Below are 21,293 nucleotides of genomic sequence, written 5' to 3' on the forward strand. Positions count from 1 at the left end.
GAATCAGGGCCCCTCCCACGACGGGAGGGGCCCTGATTCGTTGCGGTGGAACCGATCAGGCGGCCGGCGTGAACAGCAGGGCGGTGTTGTGGCCGCCGAAGCCGAACGAGTTGCTGAGCGCCGCGGTGAGCTCGACCTTGCGGTTCTCGCCCGACACGACGTCGAGCTGCACCTTCGGGTCGAGGTCGGTGAGGTTCAGCGTGGCGGGCACCACGCCTTCGTAGATCGCGAGGATCGTGGCGATGCCCTCGACCGCGCCGGCACCGCCGACGAGGTGGCCGAGCGCGCCCTTCGGGGCGGTGACCACGGCGTGGTCGCCCACGGCCTTGAGGATCGCCGCCGCCTCGCCGATGTCACCGACCACAGTGGACGTCGCGTGCGCGTTCACGTGACCGATGTCGGCCGGGGACAGGCCGGCCATGCTCATGGCCGCCCGCATCGCCGCGATCTGCCCGATGCCTTCCGGGTGGTTGCCCGTGATGTGGTAGGCGTCGGACGTGATGCCGTAGCCGGCGAGCTTCGCGTAGACCCGCGCGCCGCGCTCCCGGGCGAGGTCGGCCCGCTCCAGCACGACCACCCCGGCGCCTTCGCCGAGCACGAAGCCGTCGCGGCTGGCGTCGAACGGCCGGGACGCGGCCGCCGGGTCGTCGTTGCGGGTCGACACCGTGCGCGCCTGGGCGAAGCCCGCGAGGGTGATCGGGTGGATGCACGCCTCGGTGCCGCCGGCGACGACGACGTCGGCCCGGCCGGACCGGATCATCTCGTAGCCGGTGGCGATGCCCTCGGCGCCGGAGGCACAGGCCGAGGCGGGGGAGTGGACCCCCGCCCGCGCCTTGAGGTCGATGCTCACGTGCGCCGCCGGCCCGTTGGGCATCAGCATCGGCACGGTGAGCGGCGACACCTTGCGGAGCCCCTGCTGGTGCAACAGGTCGTTCTGGCTCAGCAGCGTCATCGGGCCACCGACACCGGTGCCGATCGACACGCCGAGGCGTTCCGGCTCGACGTCGGTGTGCTCGTCGGTCTGCTCGGCGAATCCCGCGTCGGCCCAGGCCTGGCGGGCGGCGATGATCGCCACCTGCTCGCACCGGTCCAGCCGGCGGGCCTGGACCCGCGGCAGGACCTCGGACGGATCGACGGCCAGCGTCGCCCCGATCTTCACGGGCAGGCCGAGTTCCTCGACCCAGTCCGCGGTCAGCGGGCGGATGCCGCTGCGGCCGGACAGCAGGCCGTCCCAGGTGGACGCGACGTCCCCGCCGAGGGGCGTCGTCGCCCCCATACCGGTGATCACGACGTCGATGTTGCTCATGGGAGTCTCCCCAAGGTCTCGGCTCCGGACCGGGGGGCTTCCCCGGCCCGGGTACGAAGAGGACTTACTTCGAGTTGGCGGACACGTAGTTCACCGCGTCGCCCACGGTCTTCAGGTTGGCGAGCTCGTCGTCCGGGATCTTGACGCCGAACTTGTCCTCGGCCTGCACGGCGATCTCGACCATCGACAGCGAGTCGATGTCCAGGTCGTCCACGAACGACTTCTCGGCGGTGACGTCGTCCTGAGCCACACCGGCCACCTCTTCGACGATCTCGGCGAGGCCGGCGAGGATCTCAGCGTTGTCAGCCATTGGAGTTGTTCCCTTCTCGGTTCTTCTACAGGTCCACCTCGCGGGCACAGCGCCCGCGAGGGAAGTATCCATCAGGGGCAGACGAAGGCCTGCCCGGCATACGAGAGCCCGGCGCCGAAACCGATCGCCAGCACGACGTCGCCCGGCTTCGCGGTGCCCGCCTTGCGCATGTGGTCCAGCGCCAGCGGGATCGACGCGGACGACGTGTTGCCGGAGTACTTGATGTCGTCGGCCACGACCATGTCCTCGCGCGCACCGGCGGCGCGCAGCTTCTTCGCGATCGACTCGACGATGCGCAGGTTGGCCTGGTGCGGGATCAGCACGTCCACATCGGACGGCTGAAGGCCCGCGGCCTCCAGCGCGCGCATCGCGATCGGCGCGATCTTCGTGGTCGCCCAGCGGAAGACCGACTGGCCCTCCTGGTAGATCCACTTCTCGTCGCGCATGTAGATCAGGTCCACGAGGTCGCCCGCGCTGCCCCACACGACCGGGCCGATGCCCGGCTCGTCGGAGCCGCCGACCACCGCGGCGCCCGCGCCGTCGGCGAAGATGATCGCGTTGGCGCGGTCGGTCGGGTCCACCACGTCGGTGAGCTTCTCGGAGCCGATCACGAGCACCTTCTTCGCGGAGCCGGCGCGGATCAGGTCCGAGGCCACGCCGAGGCCGTAGCAGAAGCCGGCGCACGCGGCGTTGAGGTCGAAGGCGCCAGGGCTCGGGATGCCGAGCCGCGCGGCGACCTGGCCGGCCGCGTTCGGGATCGGCGTGGGCATCGTGCAGTTCGGCAGGATGACCGTGTCCACTTCGGACGGATCGACGCCCGCGTCTTCCAGCGCGGCGGTGCCGGCGGCGACGGCGAAGTCGACGAGCAACTCGTCCTTGTTCCCGAAGCGGCGCTCGATGATGCCCACGCGCTCACGGATCCACTGGTCGTTGGTGTCCATGAGCTGCGAGAGGTCGTCGTTGGTCACGACCCTCTCCGGCTGGTGGCTGCCGACGCCGAGGATCCGGGTGCTGGCAGGGCCCGTGCTCTGGCGCAGGCTGGGACGGTCGGTCACTGGGCGTCCTCCTCGCGCAGCTTCGCCAGCTCGGCCGGCGTCTTCAGCGCGGTGGTTGTGGTGACGACGCCCTTGAGCTGGCGCTTGACCAGGCCGGTCAGCGTGCCCGCGGGCGCGAGTTCGACGGTGCTGCTCACGCCGAGCGACACGAGGCCGTCCATCGTGAGGTCCCAGCGCACGGGCCGGGTGACCTGCGCGAGGAGCCGCTCCAGGTACTCGGTGCCGCTGGTGACCACGGTGCCGTCGGCGTTCGACAGCAGCGGGCGCGTGGGGTCGGCCGGGGTGAGGCCGGCGGCGTGCTCGCGAAGGGCGTCTTCCGCCGGCGCCATGTACGGCGTGTGGAAGGCTCCCGCGACCTTGAGCGCACGGATCTTCGTGCCCTCCAGGGGTTCGGCGACGATCCGCTCGATCGCGTCGGCGGCGCCCGAGGCGACGATCTGGCCGGCGCCGTTGCGGTTGGCCGCGGCCAGCCCGCGCTCTTCGAGCCACGCGACGACCTGCTCGGGGTCACCGAGCATCACGGCCGCCATCGACGTCGGCTCCAGCGCGCAGGCCTTGGCCATCTCGGCGCCGCGCACCGCGGCCAGCGCCACGGCGTCGGCCGGGGTCAGCACCCCGGCGATCGCGGCGGCGGCGAGCTCGCCCACGGAGTGGCCGGCCACCGGCGCGTCGTCGGCGACCGGTGCCACCTGCTGCAGGCGCTCGAACGAGAGCAGCGAGAGCGCGACGATCAGCGGCTGCGCGACCGCGGTGTCCTGGATCTCCTCGGCGTCGCCTTCCGTGCCGAGCCGGACGAGGTCGAGCCCGGCGCGGGCCGACCACTCCTCGACGCGCGCGCGGGCGCCGTCGGTCTCGAGCCACGGGGAGAGCATGCCGGGGGCCTGTGAGCCCTGGCCTGGGGAGAGGACTGCTGCTGTCACGTCGTCTATGACACCACGGGCGGGGGTGCGCACCCAGATGCGGGCGGTCACCAAGTCCGTGCGGGGTTATTGGAGGAAACCTCCAAAGACCCGCGGTGGAACCTTGCCCTTAACCCAGATGCCTTGTGGGATTCAACCATCGCTTGCCGTGAAGTCTGTCACGGGACCGGTGCCGTGCGCCAGAGGGTCACACCGTGTGACCGACCGGGGTCACCACAGGCCGCGGGCGCGGGCCAGCCTGCCGACGGTGAGCGCCGCCCGGAGCACGAACGCGTCCCGCGGCTCGGTGGGGTTGCGGCCGGTGAGCTCGGCCGCCTTGCGCAGCCGGTACCGCACGGTGTTGGGGTGCACGAACAACGTCTGCGCGCAGCGTTCGAGCACGCCACCGCTCTCGAGGTAGGTCTCCACCGTGCGCTGCAACGCCGGGCCCGCCTCCTCCAGCGGCCGCGCCACGAGGTCCACCAGCAGGCGCTCGGCCTCGGGGTCACCCGACAGCGCGCGTTCGGGCAGCAGGTCGTCGGAGCGGACGGGCCGCGGCGCGCCCGGCCAGCCGACCACCGCGCGCAGGCCCGAAAGCGCCTCGGCCGCGCTGTGGTGCGCCTCGGCGAGCGACGGCACGGTCGGGCCGGCGACCACGGGACCCTCGGCGAACACCGCCGACATCCGCGAGAGCGTCTCGCGTTCCTTCACACCGCCTTCGGTCGGGCCGCCGATCACGATCACCAGCCGTGAGCCCTGCACCGACAGCAGCACGGGCCGGCCGACCCGTGCGGCGCGGCTGCGGACCTCGAACACCACCGTCGGCGGGTCCTCCGAAGGCGGGTTGCCCACGATCACCGTCGCGGCCGACGCGGGGTCCCAGCCGAGCGCGGCCGCGCGCGAAAGCACGGCCTCCTCGGCGTCGCCGCGCACGATGCCGTCGACGACGAGGGCCTCCAGCCGCGCGTCCCACGCGCCGCGCGCCTCGGCCGCCGCCGCGTAGGAGTTGGCCGCGGCGAACGCGATCTCCCTGCCGTAGCGCAGGATTCCCTCGATCAGAGCCGCGCGTTCGGTCTCGTTCGCGGCGAACTCCGGCAGCTGTTCCTCGAACTGCTCGATCGCGAGCCGCACCATGCTCACGGCCTGGCGCAGCGAGATGTAGCGCGACAGCTCGGCCGGCGCGTCGCGGAACGCCTCGGTGGTGAGCTTGAGCGCTTCCTTCGAGTCGCGCAGCCAGTCGACGAACCCCGCCGCGCCCGCCTGCGTGATCAGCAGCACGCTGGCGCGCTGGTCGGCGGGCAGCCGCCCGAACCACACCAGCCGGCGTTCCATCACCGCGACGCTCGCGCTCGCGAGCCGCCCCGAGGCGTGGTCGAGCGAGCGCAGCGTCTTCGCCGACAGCCCGTGGTGCTTGGGGACCCGGCGCCCCGTCGTCTCTGCCATTCGTTCCGATCCTCCGCTGGAAGCCTAGTTGGACATTCGATCGGCAACTTTCGGCGGCGGACACGCAACCCGGGGCGCTAGGCACCGTCCGGCGGGATCTCTACGATCCGTAACCGGTGATGCACGTCACCGAGATCCGACGACAAGGGGGAAAGGGCCGATGCCAGAGCCCGGACTGGAGATCGATGCGATCTCCAAACGCTACGGCACCGTCGTGGCACTGGAGAAGATGACTTTCGACGTGCGGCCTGGCGAGCTGTTCGGCTTCGTCGGCAGCAACGGCGCGGGCAAGACCACCACGATGCGCATCGCGCTGGGGGTGCTGAGCGCGGACGCGGGCGAAGTCCGCTTCGCGGGTTCGCCCATCACGCACGAAACCCGGCGCCACATCGGGTACATGCCGGAAGAGCGTGGTTTGTACCCCAAGATGAAGGTGGGTGAGCAGCTGACGTACCTCGCGCGGCTGCACGGCATGTCGGCGGCCGAAGCGAAGGCGTCGACCGAGCGCTGGACCGAACGCCTGGGTGTGGCCGCGCGCCTCGGCGACGAGGTCGAGAAGCTCAGCCTCGGCAACCAGCAGCGCGTGCAGCTCGCGGCCGCGCTGGTGCACGAGCCGCGCATCCTTGTGCTGGACGAACCGTTCTCGGGCCTGGACCCGGTCGCGGTCGACGTGATGAGCAAGGTGCTCAAGGAGAAGGCGGCCGACGGCGTGCCCGTCGTGTTCTCCAGCCACCAGCTGGATCTGGTGGAGCGCCTCTGCGACCGCATCGGGATCGTCCGGAGTGGACGGATGGAGGCGATGGGCACCGTCTCGCAGCTGCGGGCCGGCGGCGCCGTGCGGCTGCTCGTCGACGCGCCGCAGGCGGCCGACGGCTGGGCCGCGAACCTGCCCGGCGTCACGGTGCTGGGCCGCGACGGCTCGGTGACCGAGCTCGAACTGGCCGACGGTGCCGACGACCAGGTCGTGCTGCGCGCGGCCCTGGCGACCGGGCCGGTGCGCGAGTTCGCGCGCAAGCTCCCGTCGCTGACCGATCTGTTCCGTTCCGTCGTCACCGAGCACCACCACGAGGAGGCGGCGGCATGAGCACGCCCGACGTCCGCATGAGCCCGCTGGCCGGGGTCGGCCTGGTCGCCTCGCGCGAGATCAGCACGCGGCTGAAGTCCAAGGCCTACCGGATCAGCACACTCGTGCTGCTCATCCTCATCGTCGCCGCGGTCGTGGTGCTGAAGCTCGTGGGCGGCAGCAGCGGTCCCGACGCGACCGTCGGTTACGTACCGGCCGCGGCACCGCTGTCGGCGCCGCTCACGGCGATCGGGAAGTCGGTGGGGCAGGACATCGCCACGCAGCCCGTCTCCGATGCGCAGGCCGGGATCGCGAAGCTGAAGGACGGCTCGCTCGACGCGCTGCTGGTCCAGGGCGCGGACCGGGTGCACGTGCAGGTCGAGAAGGACCTCGACGGCAATCTCAAGAACGTGCTCACGGTGCTCGCGGGCCGCGTCGCGCAGAACACGGAGATCCTCGCGCAACACGGTGATCCGGCGAAGGTGGACGCCGCCGTCGCGAGCGCGAGCGTCGACGAGCTGCCGCCGCTGGAGAAGCCGTACGACTACGACAGCCAGCAGCTCGTGCTCGGCATCATCGCGGGCATCCTCATCTACATGTCGCTCCTGCTCAACGGCCAGAGCGTGGCGCAGGGCGTGGTCGAGGAGAAGACGTCTCGCGTGGTCGAGCTGCTGCTGTCCACCATCCGGCCGTGGCAGCTGATGGCGGGCAAGGTGCTCGGCATCGGCACGGTCGGGTTGATCCAGATGCTCGTGATCGGGGTGGTCGGCATCGCCGCGGGCCTGGGGACGGGGGTGCTCACCATCTCGGCGTCGGCGGCGATCGGCACCGTCGTCTGGCTGGTGGTGTGGTACCTGCTCGGGTTCTTCATGTATTCGATCGTGTTCGCGGCGCTCGGCGCGCTCGTGTCGCGGCAGGAGGACGTGAGCGGCGCCGTGTCGCCGGCCCTGATGCTGGTGATCGCCGGCTACGTGGTGGGCATCTCGGTGCTGCCCTCGGACCCGTCGAACAAGTTCGCCGAAATCCTGTCCGTGATTCCGGTCTTCGCGCCGACGCTGATGCCGATGCGGCTCGCCATGGGTGGCGTGCCCGTGTGGGAAGCCGTGGTGTCGGTGGGACTCGTGGTGCTGCTGATTCCGCTTTTGATCTGGCTGGCCGCGCGGATCTACCGCAACGCCGTGATGCGCACCGGTGCGAAGGTGAAACTGCGCGACGCGCTGCGCGCGGCCTGAGTGTCCGTTCGGTGAACGCGTGTCGTCGCCCTGTGAAACCCGAAGGACGCCGAAACCTCGAAGGGCGCTGAAAGCCCTGAAGGGTCCGGCGAAACCTGAAGCGTATTCGCAGGGCGACGACGCGAACACCCGCTGAATACGCCCGGCGGTAATACCCGCAAATGCTCGAGGCCGCCCGGCGCTTGCGGTTTACGCTGCGCCGGACGGCCTCGTCTCCCCGGTCCCCACCGGTAGTACAAGTATGGCCGCGATTGATCTTCCGGCGCCAGTCGTCTCACTCGATCGTGGTGCAACGCACTCCCGCTGGCTGGGTACCTGATCATCGACCCGCTGCAACGGCCCGCAGCCGGGAATCCACGACGAAGGGAGCCAGCGTGGGTGAGCAACTCAAGGACGGACTCGGACAGGCCTGGAATCTGGTGGCCACGTTCGTCCCGAAACTCGTCGGTTTTCTGATCATCCTGCTGATCGGCTGGCTGATCGCGAAAGCGGTGTCCAAAGCGCTGTCACTGGTGCTCGGAAAACTCGGATTCTCCCGGCTCGTCGAGAAGACGGGGCTGACCGGAATGATGAAGCAGGCGAATGTCGACGCCACCGGCATCCTCGTGAAACTGGTCTACTACTTCATTCTGCTGATCGCGCTCCAGCTGGCGTTCGGCGTGTTCGGAGAGTCGAATCCGGTCAGCCAGCTGCTCAACGACATCATCGCGTTCCTGCCGCGGATCGTGGTGGCGCTCGTGCTCATCGTCGTGGCGGCCGCCATCGCGAAGGTCGTGCGTGACGTCGTGAACTCGGCGATGTCCACGCGGCCCGCGGGCCGGCTGCTCGGCACCGTCGCCTACTGGCTGATCATGGCGTTCGGCATCATCGCCGCGCTGGGCCAGGTCAACGTCGCCACCGCCATCACCGGCCCGGTGCTCATCACGGTGCTGGCGACCATCGGCGGCGTGATCGTGGTCGGCTTCGGTGGTGGTCTCATCAAGCCCGCGCAGGACCGCTGGGGTGGCTGGCTCGCCAACCTGCAGGGGCAGCTGAGCCCGGGCAACGGCGGTGGTCAGCGCCAGGTCGGTGGCCGGCCGCAGGCCCAGACCACGCCGGCCCAGACCACCCAGGCCCAGGCCCAGACCACCCAGGCTCAGACCACGCAGACCCGCACGCAGCCGGTTCAGCCGGGAAACGGCCACCAGGCCGCGAACGACACCCCGACCCCGCCGGTCGGGTTCAACCGCGTCGATCGCTGATCCCGGCGCGGTTCGGCAGGCCGGGTGCATCGGGAGGGCACCGGGCCTGTCCGCGTGCTGGGACGGTGTCGCCCGCCTCACACCCCGGGGAATCCCGCGCCCGCGCCCGGTGTTGGCGCCAGAGTTACCTGGGGGCCGAGAAAGGGTGCGGACGTGGACTTCCTGCTGCAGCACGGTGTCACGGTGTTCGGCCAGTGGATCTCGATCGCGGAGCTCGCGGGGCAGGTGCTCGCGCTCGCGGTCGTGTTCCTCGCCGACCGGCGGACGCTGTGGACCTGGCCCGTGCAGGTCGGCGCGACGATCCTGCTGTTCTCCGTCTACGTTTCCGCGCACCTCGGCGGCCTGGCCAGCCGGCAGATCGCCATCCTCGCGATCTCGCTCTACGGCTGGTGGGCGTGGCGCCGCCGCACCGACCCGGTCAACGGCGTGGTCGTGCGCACGGGCCGGCCCGCCGAGCGCTGGGCGATGGCCGGTGCGTTCGCCGTCGGCACCGTCGCGATGGCGCTGGTGCTGCAGGCGCTGAACGCGTCGTGGGCGCCGTGGCCGGACGCCGCGATCTTCATCGGCACGCTCGTCGCCTTCGGTGCGCAGGGCGCGGGGCTGGTCGAGTTCTGGGGTGTGTGGCTGGTGGTCGACGCGATCGGCGTGCCGCTGCAGATCTCCTCGGGCCTGTACTTCTCGGCCGCGATTTACCTCGTCTTCGCGGTGCTCGTCGTGCACGGCTGGTGGAACTGGAACCGCTCGGCCAAGCGCGTGGCCGCGCACCGGGCGGTCACGGCAGCATCCAGCTGAGCACCGGGGTGCTCTGCCCGAACACGATCAGGCACATCACCAGCAGCAACCCCACGCTCCACGGCAGCACCTTGCGCAGCAGCTTGCCCTCTTCGCCCGGCAGGTTGGCCGCGACGCACGCGATGGTCAGGTTCTGCGGCGAGATCATCTTGCCCAGCACGCCGCCCGAGCTGTTCGCCGCGGCCAGCAGGTCCGCGCGCAAGCCCGTCTGGTGCGCGGCCGTGACCTGCAGGGCGCCGAACAACGCGTTGGCCGAGGTGTCCGAACCCGAGACGGCGACGCCGAACCAGCCGAGCACGGGGGAGAGGAACGCGAGCCCTGCTCCGGCCGCGGCGATGAACGTGCCGATGGTGGTCGTCTGGCCGGACAGGTTCATCACGTAGGCCAGCGCGAGCACCCCGGTCACGGTGACGATGGCGAACCGCAGCTCCTTCACCGTCGCCAGCCACTCCCGCCCGGCCGTGCCCGCGGCGACCTTGAGCGCCACGAGCGTGAGCAGCCCCGCGATCAGCACGAGCGTGCCGCCGGTGTTGAGGAACGGCAGTGAGAACGTGTTGCCGGACACGGCTTTGCCGTCCGGGCCGTGCACGTCGAGGCCGGGCCAGTGGAACTTCCAGGTGGCCGCGTCGAGCAGCTTCTTGATCGGCGGCACCTGCGCGAGCGAGAAGATCACGATGATCAACGCGTACGGCAGGTAGGCGCGCACGACCTCGCCCCGCTCGTCGGGGCGGTCGAGCGTCGCGGTGCGGGGGCCGGTGAGCACCTGCGCGCGGACCTCGGCGGGCACCGCGCGGCGCGTCATCGGCAGCGCCACGAGCGCGGCCGCACCGGCCAGGGCCGCGCCGATGTCGGCCAGCTGCGGCGAGACGAAGTTCGAGGCGAGGAACTGCACCACGCCGAACGCGACGCCGCACACCAGCGCCGGCACCCACGTCTCGCGCAGGCCGCGCTTCCCGTCGACGATGATCACCAGCAGCAGAGGTACGAACAACGCCAGCAACGGCGTCTGCCGCCCGACGATCGACGACACCTGCTCCAGCGGCAGCCCCGTCACCTGCGCCAGCGTGACCACCGGCGTGCCCATCGCACCGAACGCCACCGGCGCGGTGTTCGCCACCAGTGCCACCACGGCGGCCTTGCCCGGCCCGAACCCGACGGCCACGAGCATCACCGCGCTGATCGCCACGGGCGCGCCGAAGCCGGCCAGCGCCTCCATCAGCGCGCCGAAGCAGAAGGCGATGATCAGCGCCTGCAGCCGCGGGTCGTCGGAGATCCGGCCGAACGAACGGCGCAGCACGTCGAAGTGACCCGTGTGCACGGTGATCCGGTAGACCCACAGCGCGTTGACCACGATCCACAGGATCGGGAACAGCCCGAACGCCGCCCCTTGCAGCGCCCCGGAAATCGCTTGCCCGACGGGCATTCCGTACACGGCGATGCCGACCACCAGCGCCACGACCAGCCCGATCAACGCGGCGTGGTGCGCCTTGGTCCGGACCACCCCCAGCAGCACCAGCACCACGGCCAGCGGCACCACCGCGACGAGCGCCGAAAGCCCGAGACCACCGAGGGGAGCCACGTCCTGCACGAACACGCCGACCTCCGGGGGGACCGCTGTTTCCGGATCGCGGAAACAGCCTTTCACGAGGTGGCTGAGATACTCGTCACAGACCCACCGGTACGTCAACCCGGTGTCGCACGTCTGGACCAATGCCGCAAAGCGACATTGGGTGTGTTGGGCGCACCGAACGCGGCATTCGGTGCAGCAGGGCACCGAATGCCGCGTTCAGGCTCGGCAGAAGATCAGCGCAGGGTCACGTGCGAAGGCCGCAGGTCCTCGACGCGGCGCACGCCCAGCAGCTGCATGGTCCGGATCATTTCCGTGCGCAGGATGTCCACGCAGCGCTGCACGCCGCGCTCGCCGCCGGCCATCAGGCCGTAGAGGAACGCGCGGCCCACGAGCACGAAGTCGGCGCCGCGCGCGATCGCGGCCACGATGTCGCCGCCGGAGAGGATGCCGGTGTCGACCCACACCTCGGCGGTGCCCTGGATCTCGTCGAGCACCGCGGGCAGCAGCTCCAGCGGCGTCGGCGCGCGGTCGAGCTGGCGGCCGCCGTGGTTGGACAGGACCACGCCGTCGGCGCCGTGCTTCACCACGTCTCGCGCGTCGGCCACGTTCTGCACGCCCTTGACCACGAGCTTGCCGGGCCAGGTGCGGCGCACCCAGTCGAGGTCGTCGAAGTCGAGCGTCGGGTCGAAGAGCTGGGCCAGCAGCTCGGCCACGGTGCCGTCGAAGTGGTTCAGCGAAGCGAAGTTCAGCGGCTCGGTGGTGAGCAGGTTGAACCACCACGCGGGGTGCATCGCGCCGTCGGCGAACGTCTTGAGCGTGAGCGCCGGCGGGATGGTGAGCCCGTTGCGCACGTCGCGCATCCGCGCGCCGGCCACCGGGGTGTCGACGGTGAGCAGGAGGGTGTCGTAGCCGTTCTCCCACGCGCGATTCATCAGATCTTCGCCGGCGCCGTGGTCGCGCCACACGTAGAGCTGGAACCACTTGCGCGCCTCCGGGGCCGCCGCGGCGAGGTCCTCGATGGAGGTGGTCGCCATCGTCGAGAGGCTCATCGGGATGCCGTTGCGCTGCGCCACGCGGGCCACGGCGCTCTCGCCCTCGTGCTGCATCATGCGCGTGAACCCGGTGGGCGCGAAGCCGAACGGCAGCGCCGAGGTCTTGCCGAGCACGGTCCGCGTGGTGTCCACATCGGACACTCCGCGCAGCACGTTGGGGTGGAACTCCACGCGCCGGTACGCCTGCCGGGCACGCAAGAGGCTGTCTTCGAGCTCGGCCGCGCCGTCGGTGTAGTCGAACGCGGCGCGGGGCGTGCGCTTGCGCCCGATCATCCGCAGGTCGGCGATCGTGTGCGCGCTCGACAGGCGCCGCTCGGTCGGGTTCAGCACGATCGGCTTCGGCCGCAGGATCTGCTTCAGTTCGCTCGGCCGCGGCAGACGACGCTGGGTCACGCTCGATCACCCTTCCTCAGACGCTGGGTACCTCAAGGCTTGGATACATCCGATGTCTAGCTTAGTGGGCTCGGGCCTCGAAACAGCAAGACCCTCCAGGCCATTGTCCGGCCCGGAGGGTCTTGCGGCGACTACTGCTTACGCGTTGCCGGAGTCCGACGTCTGCGGGCCGGCGGCCGAGACGTCGTCGAGCCGGTAGCGGCGCACCGCTTCGGTCACCTTGTCCTGCGCGACCTCGCCGCGCTTGGCGAGCGCCGTGAGGGCGCCGACCACGATCGACTGCGCGTCCACGAGGAACTTGCGCCGGGCGGCCGGGCGGGTGTCGGAGAAACCGAACCCGTCGGTGCCGAGCGTGAGCATGTCGGTGGGCACCCACGGGCGGATCAGGTCCGGCACCGCGCGCATCCAGTCCGACACCGCGACGACCGGCCCGTTGACGCCCGAGAGCGCCTGCGTCACGTACGGCACGCGAGGGCTGTCGGCTGGGTGGAGCAGGTTGTCGTGGTCGATCTCCACGGCCTCGCGGCGCAGCTCGGTCCACGACGTGGCCGACCACACCGCCGCGCGCACGCCCCACTCGTCGGCCAGCAGCTGCTGGGCCTTGAGCGCGTCCGGCATCGTGACGCCGGAGACCAGGATGTGCGCCTCCGGGCCGTCGCCCGCCGGGGCGTCGGCGTACTTGTAGAGCCCCTTGAGCAGGCCGTCGACGTCGAGGTTCTCCGGCTCGGCGGGCTGCTGGTAGGGCTCGTTGTAGATCGTCAGGTAGTAGAAGATGTTCTCGCCGTTGCCGTGCGGCCCGGTCTCGCCGTACATGCGCCGCAGGCCGTCGCGGACGATGTGGGCGATCTCGAACGAGTAGGCCGGGTCGTAGGCCACGACCGCCGGGTTGGTCGCCGACAGCAGCAGCGAGTGCCCGTCGGCGTGCTGCAGGCCCTCACCGGTCAGCGTGGTGCGGCCCGCGGTGGCGCCGAGCACGAAACCGCGCGCCATCTGGTCCGCCGCCGCGTACAGGCCGTCGCCGGTGCGCTGGAACCCGAACATCGAGTAGAAGATGTAGATCGGGATCATCGGCTCGCCGTGCGTGGCGTACGAGGTGCCGACGGCCGTGAACGACGCGGTGGAACCCGCCTCGTTGATGCCCTCGTGCAGCAGCTGGCCCTTCTCGGACTCCTTGTAGGCCAGCATCAGGCTCGCGTCGACCGACGTGTACGTCTGGCCGTGCGGGTTGTAGATCTTGGCCGTCGGGAACATCGAGTCGAGACCGAACGTGCGGGCCTCGTCCGGGATGATCGGCACGACGCGCTTGCCGATCTCCGAGTCCTTCGCGAGCTCGCGCACGAGCCGGACGAACGCCATCGTCGTGGCGACCTCCTGCTTGCCCGAGCCCTTCCGGATGCCCTCGTAGACCTTGTCGCCCGGCAGCACGAGCGCCTTGGCGTGCTTCGGCCGGCGCTCGGGCAGGTAGCCGCCCAGCGCCTTGCGGCGGCCGATCATGTACTCGATCTCGGGCGAGTCCGGGCCCGGGTGGAAGTACGGCGGCAGCTTCGGGTCGCGCTCGAGCTCGGCGTCGCTGATCGGGATGCGCTGGGCGTCGCGGAACAGCTTCAGGTCGTCGAGCGTGAGCTTTTTCATCTGGTGCGTGGCGTTGCGGCCCTCGAACGCCGGGCCGAGGCCGTAGCCCTTGATGGTGTGGGCGAGGATCACCGTCGGCTGGCCGTGGTGCTCCATGGCCGCCTTGTACGCGGCGTACACCTTGCGGTAGTCGTGGCCACCGCGCTTGAGGTTCCAGATGTCGGCGTCGGAGAGGTCCTTGACCAGGTCCTTCGTCCGCGGGTCGCGGCCGAAGAAGTGCTCGCGCACGTACGCGCCGTCATTGGCCTTGTACGTCTGGTAGTCGCCGTCCGGCGTCACGTTCATCAGGTTGACCAGGGCGCCGTCGCGGTCGGCGTGCAGCAGCGAGTCCCACTCGCGGCCCCAGATGACCTTGATCACGTTCCAGCCCGCGCCGCGGAAGTACGACTCGAGCTCCTGGATGATCTTGCCGTTGCCGCGCACCGGACCGTCGAGCCGCTGCAGGTTGCAGTTGATCACGAAGGTCAGGTTGTCGAGGCCCTCGCCCGCGGCCACGTGGATGAGGCCGCGCGACTCCGGCTCGTCCATCTCGCCGTCGCCGAGGAACGCCCAGACGTGCTGGTCGTTGGTGTCCTTGATGCCGCGGTCGCGCAGGTAGCGGTTGAACCGGGCCTGGTAGATGGCGTTCATCGGGCCGAGGCCCATCGACACCGTGGGGTTCTCCCAGAAGTCCGGCATCAGCCGCGGGTGCGGGTACGACGGCAGGCCGCCGCCCTCGCCGGCGTGGCTGTACTCCTGGCGGAAGCCGTCGAGCTGCTGCTCGGACAGGCGACCCTCGAGGTAGGCCCGCGCGTACATGCCCGGGGAGGCGTGGCCCTGGAAGAAGACCTGGTCACCGCCGCCGGAGTGGTCCTTGCCGCGGAAGAAGTGGTTGAAGCCCACCTCGTACAGCGCCGCGGACGAGGCGTAGGTCGAGATGTGGCCGCCGACGCCGACGCCCGGCCGCTGCGCGCGGTGCACCATGATCGCGGCGTTCCAGCGGATGTAACGGCGGTAGCGGCGCTCGATCTCCTCGTCGCCGGGGAACCACGGCTCGTTCTCCGTGGGGATGGTGTTCACGTAGTCCGTGGACGTGAGCGCGGGCACGCCGACGTTGCGCTCGCGGGCGCGCTCCAGGATGCGCAGCATCAGGTAACGGGCGCGCTGCTGGCCACCCCTGGCCAGCGCCTCGTCGAAGGAGTCGAGCCACTCGGCGGTCTCCTCCGGGTCGATGTCGGGCAGGTGCGCCGCGAGTCCGTCACGGATGACGCGTACTCGTGCCGGGGTCTCCTTGCCGGAGGCGCCGTCGTTCTGCGGGGCCAAGGGGTCTCCTTGTAGCTGGTTGTAGCCGTTGTAGCTGCTGGGCGGGAGTGCACGCCGATTCCCATCGTCGTCCCCGGCCCGGCTCCCGTCACCTTTACTGTCCGGTAACAAGGGTCGCCCCGAGTGCACCACTCCCCGCGTGCGGTGTATCGCGCGCGCGTTTTCTTCTCCACAACACTAGAGGAGAGGTTTCCGGGGGTTGCCGGAGCGGTCGTGCGACACTGCCCACAGACACCTGTCCCGGGGTCACCGAAGACCCCGGGGGCCTCCACGCTGCGACACGACTTGTCAAAGATCCGGTGTGGACGGTTGCGCGCAGCGCCGCGCCAGTGTTCGCTATCGAACAACCGTGTACCCGAGTGTGGTGGCCGGCGCAGCTTCACCTGCGTCACCGACCACCGCGCTCCGTCGTAGTTGGAGGAGTGGAAGCAGTGGTCGCCGCGGGAGACGCAGGCACTGCCGGCGTCGCCGAGAGCCTTGGCATCAAGCCGGACATGGTGGTCCAGGAGATCGGCTGGGACGAGGACGTCGACGACGACGTCCGCGCGGCGATCGAGGAGGCGATCGGCGCCGAACTCCTCGACGAGGACGCCGACGAAGTCATCGACGTCGTGCTGCTCTGGTGGCGCGAAGACGACGGCGACCTGGGCGACGCCCTGGTCGACGCCCGTGGTCCGCTGGACGAGAACGGCGTGATCTGGGTGCTGACGCCCAAGACGGGTCAGCCCGGGCACGTCGAGCCCAGTGAGATCGCCGAAGCCGTGCCCCAGGTCGGTCTGTCGCAGACCGCCAACATCAGCGTGGGAGCCGACTGGCTCGGGACCCGCCTGGTGTCGCCGAAGTCCTCGAAGGCGAAACAGCGGTGAACCCGGGCCTGCGCGGCTGACACGATAGGGTTGTCGGCGCAGGTTTCGTGATCGCTTTCGGAGAGGATTCGCCGCATGGCCGTCGAGGTCGGTACGCCAGCCCCGGACTTCACGCTCAACGACTACAACAAGCAGCCCGTCACGCTGTCGTCGTTCAAGGGCGACAAGCCGGTTCTGCTGGTCTTCTTCCCGTTCGCGTTCAGCGGGACCTGCACCGGCGAGCTCTGCCAGCTGCGCGACGAGTTCGCCGACTACGACACCCGGGGCGTCCAGATCCTGGGCGTCTCCGTCGACGCGGTCTTCTCGCTGAAGGTGTGGGCCGAGCAGCAGAACTACCAGTTCCCGCTGCTCTCGGACTTCTGGCCCCACGGCGCGGTCGCCCAGACCTACGGCGTCTTCAACGACAAGGCCGGCATGGCCCTGCGCGGCACGTTCCTCATCGACACCGACGGCATCGTCCGCTTCGCCGAGGTCAACCAGCCCGGCGAAGCCCGCGACCAGTCGGCGTGGAAGAAGGCCGTCGCCGAACTGGCCTGACTTTTCCGGCGGAACCCCGCATCGGCCTTCGACGCGGGGCTCCGCCGCCGGGCGCATAGCTCAGCGGAAGAGCACTCGGTTTACACCCGAGCGGTCGCAGGTTCGAACCCTGCTGCGCCCACGCCGGGGCTTGGGGCGAACTGTGTTCGCGGAATGCGCGAACCGGGGGCGCCCCGGCGTCGTCTTTGGGGGTGCAACCCCCAAACCCCGCCCGGAGGGCTTCGCCCCCGGACCCCCGGCTGGGGTCACCTTGGGTGGGTTCCCCCAGCCCCAGCGTGGTCACCTTGGGTTGGTTCCGTCCGTGTTCGCGGAGCGCGCGGGCGGGGGCGTCACGCGGTTCTTTTTGGGGTGCAACCCGCAAACTCCGCCTGATGGGCTGCGCTTCCGGACCCCCGCGGTGGTCGTCTCGGGTGGGTTCCGTCCGAGTTCGCGGAGTGCGCGGGCGGGGCGTCACGCGGTTCTTTTCGGGGTGCAACCCGCAAGCCCCGCCTGATGGGCTGCGCTTCCGGACCCCCGCGGTGGTCGTCTCGGGTGGGTTCCGTCGGTGTTCGCGGAAGGCGCAGATCGGGTCGTCCCGCGGTGTTTTGGGGTGCAACCCCAAGCCCCGCCTGGTGGACTTCGCTTCCGGTGGTCGTCTTAGGTGGGTTCCAGGCGCAGCGGTGGTCGCCTCGCGTGGGCTCCGTCGGTGTTTGCGGGGCGCGCGGATCGGGTCGTTCCGCGGTGTCTTTGGGGTGCACCCCCCAAGTTCTGCCCGGGTGGCCCCGGGCCCCGGCCGTGGTCGCCTTGGGTGGTTTGGCGCCGGCAGTGGGCGACTTCGGTGGTCCCGGCGCTGGATGCTCGGTTCTCTGGGTGAGTCGTGTTCGCGGAGCGGGCGGGCGGGGCGTCTCGCGGTGACTTGTGGCGGTGCAAGCCGAGGATTCCTCCTGGTGGGCTTCGCCCCGGACGCCCACGGTGGGTCGTATTTGTCCGATCGGTAACGGTTGGCGATCGGTTGGCCACAAGGCGCTTCGCGGTGAGGGGGCGGCCCTACGCTGGTCCGGGCGTGATCGGGCGGCGCCGGGCCGTGATGGGGGACGTGTGGACGCGCAGCGTGCGTATCGGCGGGTCAGCTGGACGTTCGGGTTCTTCGCCCTGCTGTTCTGCACCTCCGCGGGCACCGCGGTGGTCGCGGAGGGGGCGTTGCGGGGGCCGGGCGTGTCGTGGCCGCCGGTGCTGGTGCTGGCGGTCGTCGCAGTCGTCGGGGTGGTCGTGCTCCGGGGCGGGCGGAAGGTGGCGTCGCGGCGGTACGTCGAGAGCGCGCTGCGGCGGGGGCGGGCCGGGTTTTCGCCGGCGTTCCCGTTCACGCTGGCCGCGTGGGTGCTGGCCGGCGCGGGCTTCGGTGGGCTCGCCGGCACCGCGGTCGTGGCCGCCGACCTCGGCGACGCCTCCTCGCGCGCGCACCTGCAAGCCCTCGTGGACTTCTCGCGGCCGATCCTGCTGCTCTTCACGAGCCTCGTCGTCCTCGCCGCCGCGGGCTACTATTCGTGGCGCTTCCGGGAACGCCACGAACTCCTGACGCTGCAGGCGGCGGGGATCGCGGTCGTGGTCGAGCCCGAGGCGCCGCGGCCGATGAAGGTCACCCGGATGTGGCTCGTCGGCACGCTCGTCGACGCACTGCTCTTCGCGGGCGCGATCGTGCCCCGGCTGCTGTCCGACGACGACCGCCCGACCTCGGACGAGCTCACCACGGGCGGCTTCAACGTCGTCGCCGGACCGGCGGTCGTGAGCTTCTCGATCCTGCTGCTCATGCTCGCCAACTGGTCGACGCGCCGGCCCGCGCTGCGGGCTCTGCTGCACCCGGCGTCCCTGGCCGCGATCGGCCTCGTGCTGCTCGGCTACGGGCTCGACAGCGGGGCCGGCCTGACCGTCGTGGGCACCGTCCTCGGCATCGCCGGAATCCTGCTCGGCTCGGCCACCTGCCTGAACATCATGACCCGCGGCGCCCAGCCCTGGATGGGCCTGCTGTACCTCGCCGGCAACTACGTCTACGGCTACCTCATCGCCCCGAACGGCGACTACGTCCTCCCGCAGGGCGTCACCGGCTGGATCATCGCCCTCCTGGCCGCGGCCTACGCGATCCGCGAAGCGGTCAAGCACTACCGGGAGTGGACCACGGTGGAGCCGATCTGACGCCGGCGCCCGGAGCCGGGCCTGCCCCCTCGGCAGGCCCGGCCGCGCGGTGCGCGTCGCGGGCGAACGTGGAGTAGGAGGCCCGGCGGGAGCCGGTGGATACGTCGAGCACTGCGGCAAACGGGTGAACCTTCAGGCGGCGGTCCACGCGTGTTCGGTCAGGCTCGGGTGCAGGGGAGCGGCCACGAGCCGGTTGGCGAACGTCGAAAGCGTGTACGCGCCGATCCCCAGCACGACCTCGAGCGCCTGTCGCGGGGTGTAGCCGGCGGCGAGGAACGCGTCGAGGTCGGCGGCAGGCACGTCACCGGTCGTCGCGAACGTCGTCAACGCGAACCGGCGCAGCGCCTCCAGTCTCGGAATCGGCAGGGGCTCCGCCGCGCGCAACGCCGCGATCAGCGAAGCCGGCGCGTCGAGCTGCACCAGCTTCGCGGTGTGCAGCGCGACGCAGAAGTGGCAACCGTTGCGCGTGGACACCACGAGGATCAGCGTCTCGCGCTCCAGCGGCGACAGCGTGGTGGTCTCGAACAGGACGCTCAGCTTGAGGAACCCGTTCAGCAGCTCCGGCGACGTCGCCAGCCGGGCGACGGCGGCGGGCAGCGAGCCGAACTGGGCTTCGGTCGCCGCCAGGGCGCGGCGGGCGGCCGGCGGGGCGGTCTCGGCGGTGTGCTCGGGGAAGTGCGGCACGAAACCCTCCTGGGGTAAAGTCGTCAACGTGGTTGTCGAATTCCAGAAGGTAAACCTGGTTGTCGAATTTGGCAAGCGGCATGGCTGACGCGCCCGGCTTCGAGCTGCCGTTGCTGCTGTTCTCGGGCTTCCGCGCACTGATCGACGACCTGCACGCCGAGCTCGCTCGCCAGGGTCACCCCGACGTGCGCCCCGCGTTCGGCTTCGCGATGCAGGCCATCGGGCCGCGCGGGGCCACCGCGTCGGAGCTGGGCAAGCGGCTCGGCGTCTCGAAACAGGCCGCGGGCAAGACCGTCGACCGCCTGGAGCAGCTCGGGTACGCCGAGCGCGCCGACGACCCCGAAGACGCCCGCCGCAAGCTCGTGCGGCTCACCCCGCGCGGCCTCGACTCCCTCGCCCGCTCCGCCGCCATCTTCGAAACGCTGCGCGCGAACTGGGTCGCTCAGCTCGGCGCCGACCGCGTCCGCGCCCTCGAAGCCGACCTGCGCACCATGACCGGCGGCGGCTTCCGGCTCGACGTCGCGGGCTGGTTCGCAGGCTAGCGCGACTCCTGCGCCAGCTTCGCCACCTCGCTCGTCAGCAGGTCGATCTCGCCCTCGGTGTTGTAGTAGTGCACCGACGCGCGGACGAGGTCGGGCAGGTCGCGGGCGGTGAAGTCGTACTGCGCCGAGGTCGCGTGGATCACGCTCGTGTTGATCTTCGCGGCCGAAAGCCGCACCTTCACCTGTTCCGCGCCCAGGCCGTCGAGGCTGAACGCGACGAGCCCGCACTTGCGCGCGCCGACGTCGTGCAGGCGCACGCCGTCGAGCTCGCCGAGGCGGCCGCGCAGTGTCGCGCCCAGCTCGGCCACGCGGTGCTCGATCGCCGGCAGGCCCCATTCGAGCGCGTAGTCGACGGCCGCGCCGAGCCCGAGCACGGCCGCGTAGTCGCGTTCCCACACCTCGAACTGCTTCGCTGTCGGGTCCACCACGAACTCGCCGGGCGACTCCCAGCTGGCCGAGTGCAGGTCGAGCATCGCCGGCTCGAGCCGCTCGCGCAGCCGCGGGTGCACGTAGAGGAACCCGGTGCCGCGCGGCCCGCGCAGGTACTTGCGGCCGGTGGCCGAGAGCGCGTCGCACTGCAGCAGCTCGACGTCGAGGTCGATCTGCCCGGCCGACTGGCACGCGTCGAGCAGGAAGGGGATCCCGGCCTCGCGCGCGACCTTGCCGATCTCCTCGGCCGGGTTCACCAGGCCGCACTGCGTCGGTACGTGGCTCACGGCGATCAGCTTCACGTCGTCGTCGATCAGGCGGCGCAGGTCGGCCACGTCGAGCTGGCCGGTCTCGTCGTCGGCGACCACCTCCACGCGCGCGCCGGTGCGGCGCGCCACCTGGAGGTAGGCGATCGCGTTGCTCGCGTACTCGGCGCGAGAGGTCAGAATCTTCTCGCCCGGGCCGAAGTGCAGCGCGTAGAAGACCGCCTGCCACGAGCGTGTCGCGTTGTCGGTGATCGCGATGTCCTCGGGTGCGGCGTTGATCAGCCGCGCCACGGACGTGTACACGGCTTCGGTGCGCTCGGCCGCCGCCGCGGCGGCCTCGTAGCCGCCGACCAGCGCTTCGGCTCGCAGGTAGTCGACCATCGTGTCGGTGACGCGGGCCGGCGGGAGCGCCGAACCGGCGTTGTTGAAGTGGACGACGCCGGTGCAGCCGGGCGTCTCGGCGCGGGCGCGGGCCACGTCGGCGGGCTGGATGACCATGTGAACTGAATA

General features: G+C 70.6%; 18 protein-coding genes and 1 tRNA gene. 9 read left to right on the plus strand and 10 right to left on the minus strand.

Annotated elements, in window-relative coordinates; all coding sequences use genetic code 11:
• Positions 1-55: 55 nt before the first annotated feature.
• The 5 genes from AB0878_RS17830 to AB0878_RS17850 all read right to left on the minus strand — a co-directional run bounded on the left by AB0878_RS17830 (position 56) and on the right by AB0878_RS17850 (position 5,013).
• Positions 56-1,306, minus strand: a complete 1,251-nt coding sequence (locus AB0878_RS17830; protein WP_366581060.1) for a beta-ketoacyl-[acyl-carrier-protein] synthase family protein — start codon at positions 1,304-1,306, stop codon at positions 56-58.
• Positions 1,307-1,370: 64 nt separating this feature from the next.
• Positions 1,371-1,616 (minus strand): acyl carrier protein, encoded by a 246-nt coding sequence (locus AB0878_RS17835; RefSeq protein WP_004559006.1) that lies wholly within the window; start codon positions 1,614-1,616, stop codon positions 1,371-1,373.
• Between the two features lie 71 nt (positions 1,617-1,687).
• Positions 1,688-2,671 carry a beta-ketoacyl-ACP synthase III gene (locus AB0878_RS17840; protein ID WP_366581061.1) on the minus strand — a complete coding sequence of 328 codons (984 nt, stop codon included), beginning with the start codon at positions 2,669-2,671 and terminating at the stop codon, positions 1,688-1,690.
• Positions 2,668-3,591 carry an ACP S-malonyltransferase gene (locus AB0878_RS17845; RefSeq protein ID WP_354884121.1) on the minus strand — a complete coding sequence of 308 codons (924 nt, stop codon included), beginning with the start codon at positions 3,589-3,591 and terminating at the stop codon, positions 2,668-2,670. The genes AB0878_RS17840 and AB0878_RS17845 overlap by 4 nt, the downstream gene beginning before the upstream one ends.
• Before the next feature lie 210 nt (positions 3,592-3,801).
• The gene (locus AB0878_RS17850; RefSeq protein ID WP_366581063.1) at positions 3,802-5,013 is read right to left on the minus strand and encodes a helix-turn-helix domain-containing protein; all 1,212 of its coding nucleotides are present in this window, start codon (positions 5,011-5,013) and stop codon (positions 3,802-3,804) included.
• Between the two features lie 160 nt (positions 5,014-5,173).
• On the opposite strand from AB0878_RS17850, the gene AB0878_RS17855 reads away from it, so the two are divergent.
• From AB0878_RS17855 to AB0878_RS17870, 4 genes are all read left to right on the plus strand, one after another.
• Positions 5,174-6,097, plus strand: a complete 924-nt coding sequence (locus AB0878_RS17855; RefSeq protein ID WP_366581065.1) for an ATP-binding cassette domain-containing protein — start codon at positions 5,174-5,176, stop codon at positions 6,095-6,097.
• Positions 6,094-7,308: an ABC transporter permease gene (locus tag AB0878_RS17860; RefSeq protein ID WP_366581067.1), complete on the plus strand. Its 1,215-nt coding sequence runs from the start codon at positions 6,094-6,096 to the stop codon at positions 7,306-7,308. Before AB0878_RS17855 ends, AB0878_RS17860 begins: the two co-directional genes overlap by 4 nt.
• Before the next feature lie 374 nt (positions 7,309-7,682).
• Positions 7,683-8,549, plus strand: a complete 867-nt coding sequence (locus tag AB0878_RS17865) for a hypothetical protein (RefSeq protein ID WP_366581069.1) — start codon at positions 7,683-7,685, stop codon at positions 8,547-8,549.
• A 153-nt stretch (positions 8,550-8,702) separates the two neighbouring features.
• Positions 8,703-9,341: a nicotinamide mononucleotide transporter family protein gene (locus tag AB0878_RS17870; RefSeq protein ID WP_366581071.1), complete on the plus strand. Its 639-nt coding sequence runs from the start codon at positions 8,703-8,705 to the stop codon at positions 9,339-9,341.
• Here the strand turns inward: AB0878_RS17870 and AB0878_RS17875 are convergent.
• From AB0878_RS17875 to aceE, 3 genes are all read right to left on the minus strand, one after another.
• Positions 9,322-10,935: an L-lactate permease gene (locus tag AB0878_RS17875; RefSeq protein WP_366581073.1), complete on the minus strand. Its 1,614-nt coding sequence runs from the start codon at positions 10,933-10,935 to the stop codon at positions 9,322-9,324. The two genes, AB0878_RS17870 and AB0878_RS17875, sit on opposite strands and share 20 nt — an antisense overlap.
• A 209-nt stretch (positions 10,936-11,144) precedes the next feature.
• A complete protein-coding gene (locus AB0878_RS17880; protein ID WP_366581075.1) occupies positions 11,145-12,356 on the minus strand; it encodes an alpha-hydroxy acid oxidase in 1,212 nt (403 codons plus the stop codon).
• A gap of 138 nt (positions 12,357-12,494) precedes the next feature.
• Positions 12,495-15,290 carry a pyruvate dehydrogenase (acetyl-transferring), homodimeric type gene (gene aceE, locus AB0878_RS17885; RefSeq protein ID WP_366581077.1) on the minus strand — a complete coding sequence of 932 codons (2,796 nt, stop codon included), beginning with the start codon at positions 15,288-15,290 and terminating at the stop codon, positions 12,495-12,497.
• Positions 15,291-15,721: 431 nt separating this feature from the next.
• On the opposite strand from aceE, the gene AB0878_RS17890 reads away from it, so the two are divergent.
• The 4 genes from AB0878_RS17890 (at position 15,722) to AB0878_RS17905 (ending at position 18,862) form a co-directional block, all read left to right on the plus strand.
• Positions 15,722-16,156, plus strand: a complete 435-nt coding sequence (locus AB0878_RS17890; RefSeq protein ID WP_285969388.1) for a DUF3052 domain-containing protein — start codon at positions 15,722-15,724, stop codon at positions 16,154-16,156.
• 75 nt (positions 16,157-16,231) lie between these two features.
• The gene (locus tag AB0878_RS17895; protein ID WP_366581079.1) at positions 16,232-16,693 is read left to right on the plus strand and encodes a peroxiredoxin; all 462 of its coding nucleotides are present in this window, start codon (positions 16,232-16,234) and stop codon (positions 16,691-16,693) included.
• A gap of 49 nt (positions 16,694-16,742) precedes the next feature.
• Positions 16,743-16,814, plus strand: a tRNA-Val gene (locus tag AB0878_RS17900).
• Positions 16,815-17,770: 956 nt separating this feature from the next.
• Entirely contained in the window at positions 17,771-18,862 is a 1,092-nt protein-coding gene (locus AB0878_RS17905; RefSeq protein ID WP_366581081.1) for a hypothetical protein, read from the plus strand.
• A gap of 132 nt (positions 18,863-18,994) precedes the next feature.
• On the opposite strand, the gene AB0878_RS17910 is transcribed toward AB0878_RS17905, so the two are convergent.
• Entirely contained in the window at positions 18,995-19,546 is a 552-nt protein-coding gene (locus tag AB0878_RS17910; protein WP_366581083.1) for a carboxymuconolactone decarboxylase family protein, read from the minus strand.
• A gap of 80 nt (positions 19,547-19,626) precedes the next feature.
• Here AB0878_RS17910 and AB0878_RS17915 point away from each other — a divergent pair, with 80 nt between their 5' ends.
• A complete protein-coding gene (locus AB0878_RS17915) occupies positions 19,627-20,088 on the plus strand; it encodes a MarR family transcriptional regulator (RefSeq protein WP_366581085.1) in 462 nt (153 codons plus the stop codon).
• On the opposite strand, the gene AB0878_RS17920 is transcribed toward AB0878_RS17915, so the two are convergent.
• Positions 20,085-21,281, minus strand: coding sequence for an aminotransferase class V-fold PLP-dependent enzyme (locus AB0878_RS17920; protein WP_366581087.1), 1,197 nt, complete (start codon positions 21,279-21,281; stop codon positions 20,085-20,087). The genes AB0878_RS17915 and AB0878_RS17920 overlap by 4 nt on opposite strands.
• Positions 21,282-21,293: the final 12 nt, after the last annotated feature.

The sequence above is a fragment of the Amycolatopsis sp. NPDC047767 genome, assembly GCF_040704195.1.
Lineage (GTDB): Bacteria > Actinomycetota > Actinomycetes > Mycobacteriales > Pseudonocardiaceae > Amycolatopsis.

Coding starts and splice junctions, on each gene's coding strand:
- AB0878_RS17920 (WP_366581087.1), bottom strand. CDS start 21,281: ATGGTCATCCAGCCCGCCGACGTGGCCCGCGCCCGCGCCGAGACGCCC.
- AB0878_RS17895 (WP_366581079.1), top strand. CDS start 16,232: ATGGCCGTCGAGGTCGGTACGCCAGCCCCGGACTTCACGCTCAACGAC.
- AB0878_RS17850 (WP_366581063.1), bottom strand. CDS start 5,013: ATGGCAGAGACGACGGGGCGCCGGGTCCCCAAGCACCACGGGCTGTCG.
- AB0878_RS17915 (WP_366581085.1), top strand. CDS start 19,627: ATGGCTGACGCGCCCGGCTTCGAGCTGCCGTTGCTGCTGTTCTCGGGC.
- AB0878_RS17830 (WP_366581060.1), bottom strand. CDS start 1,306: ATGAGCAACATCGACGTCGTGATCACCGGTATGGGGGCGACGACGCCC.
- AB0878_RS17860 (WP_366581067.1), top strand. CDS start 6,094: ATGAGCACGCCCGACGTCCGCATGAGCCCGCTGGCCGGGGTCGGCCTG.
- AB0878_RS17835 (WP_004559006.1), bottom strand. CDS start 1,616: ATGGCTGACAACGCTGAGATCCTCGCCGGCCTCGCCGAGATCGTCGAA.
- AB0878_RS17855 (WP_366581065.1), top strand. CDS start 5,174: ATGCCAGAGCCCGGACTGGAGATCGATGCGATCTCCAAACGCTACGGC.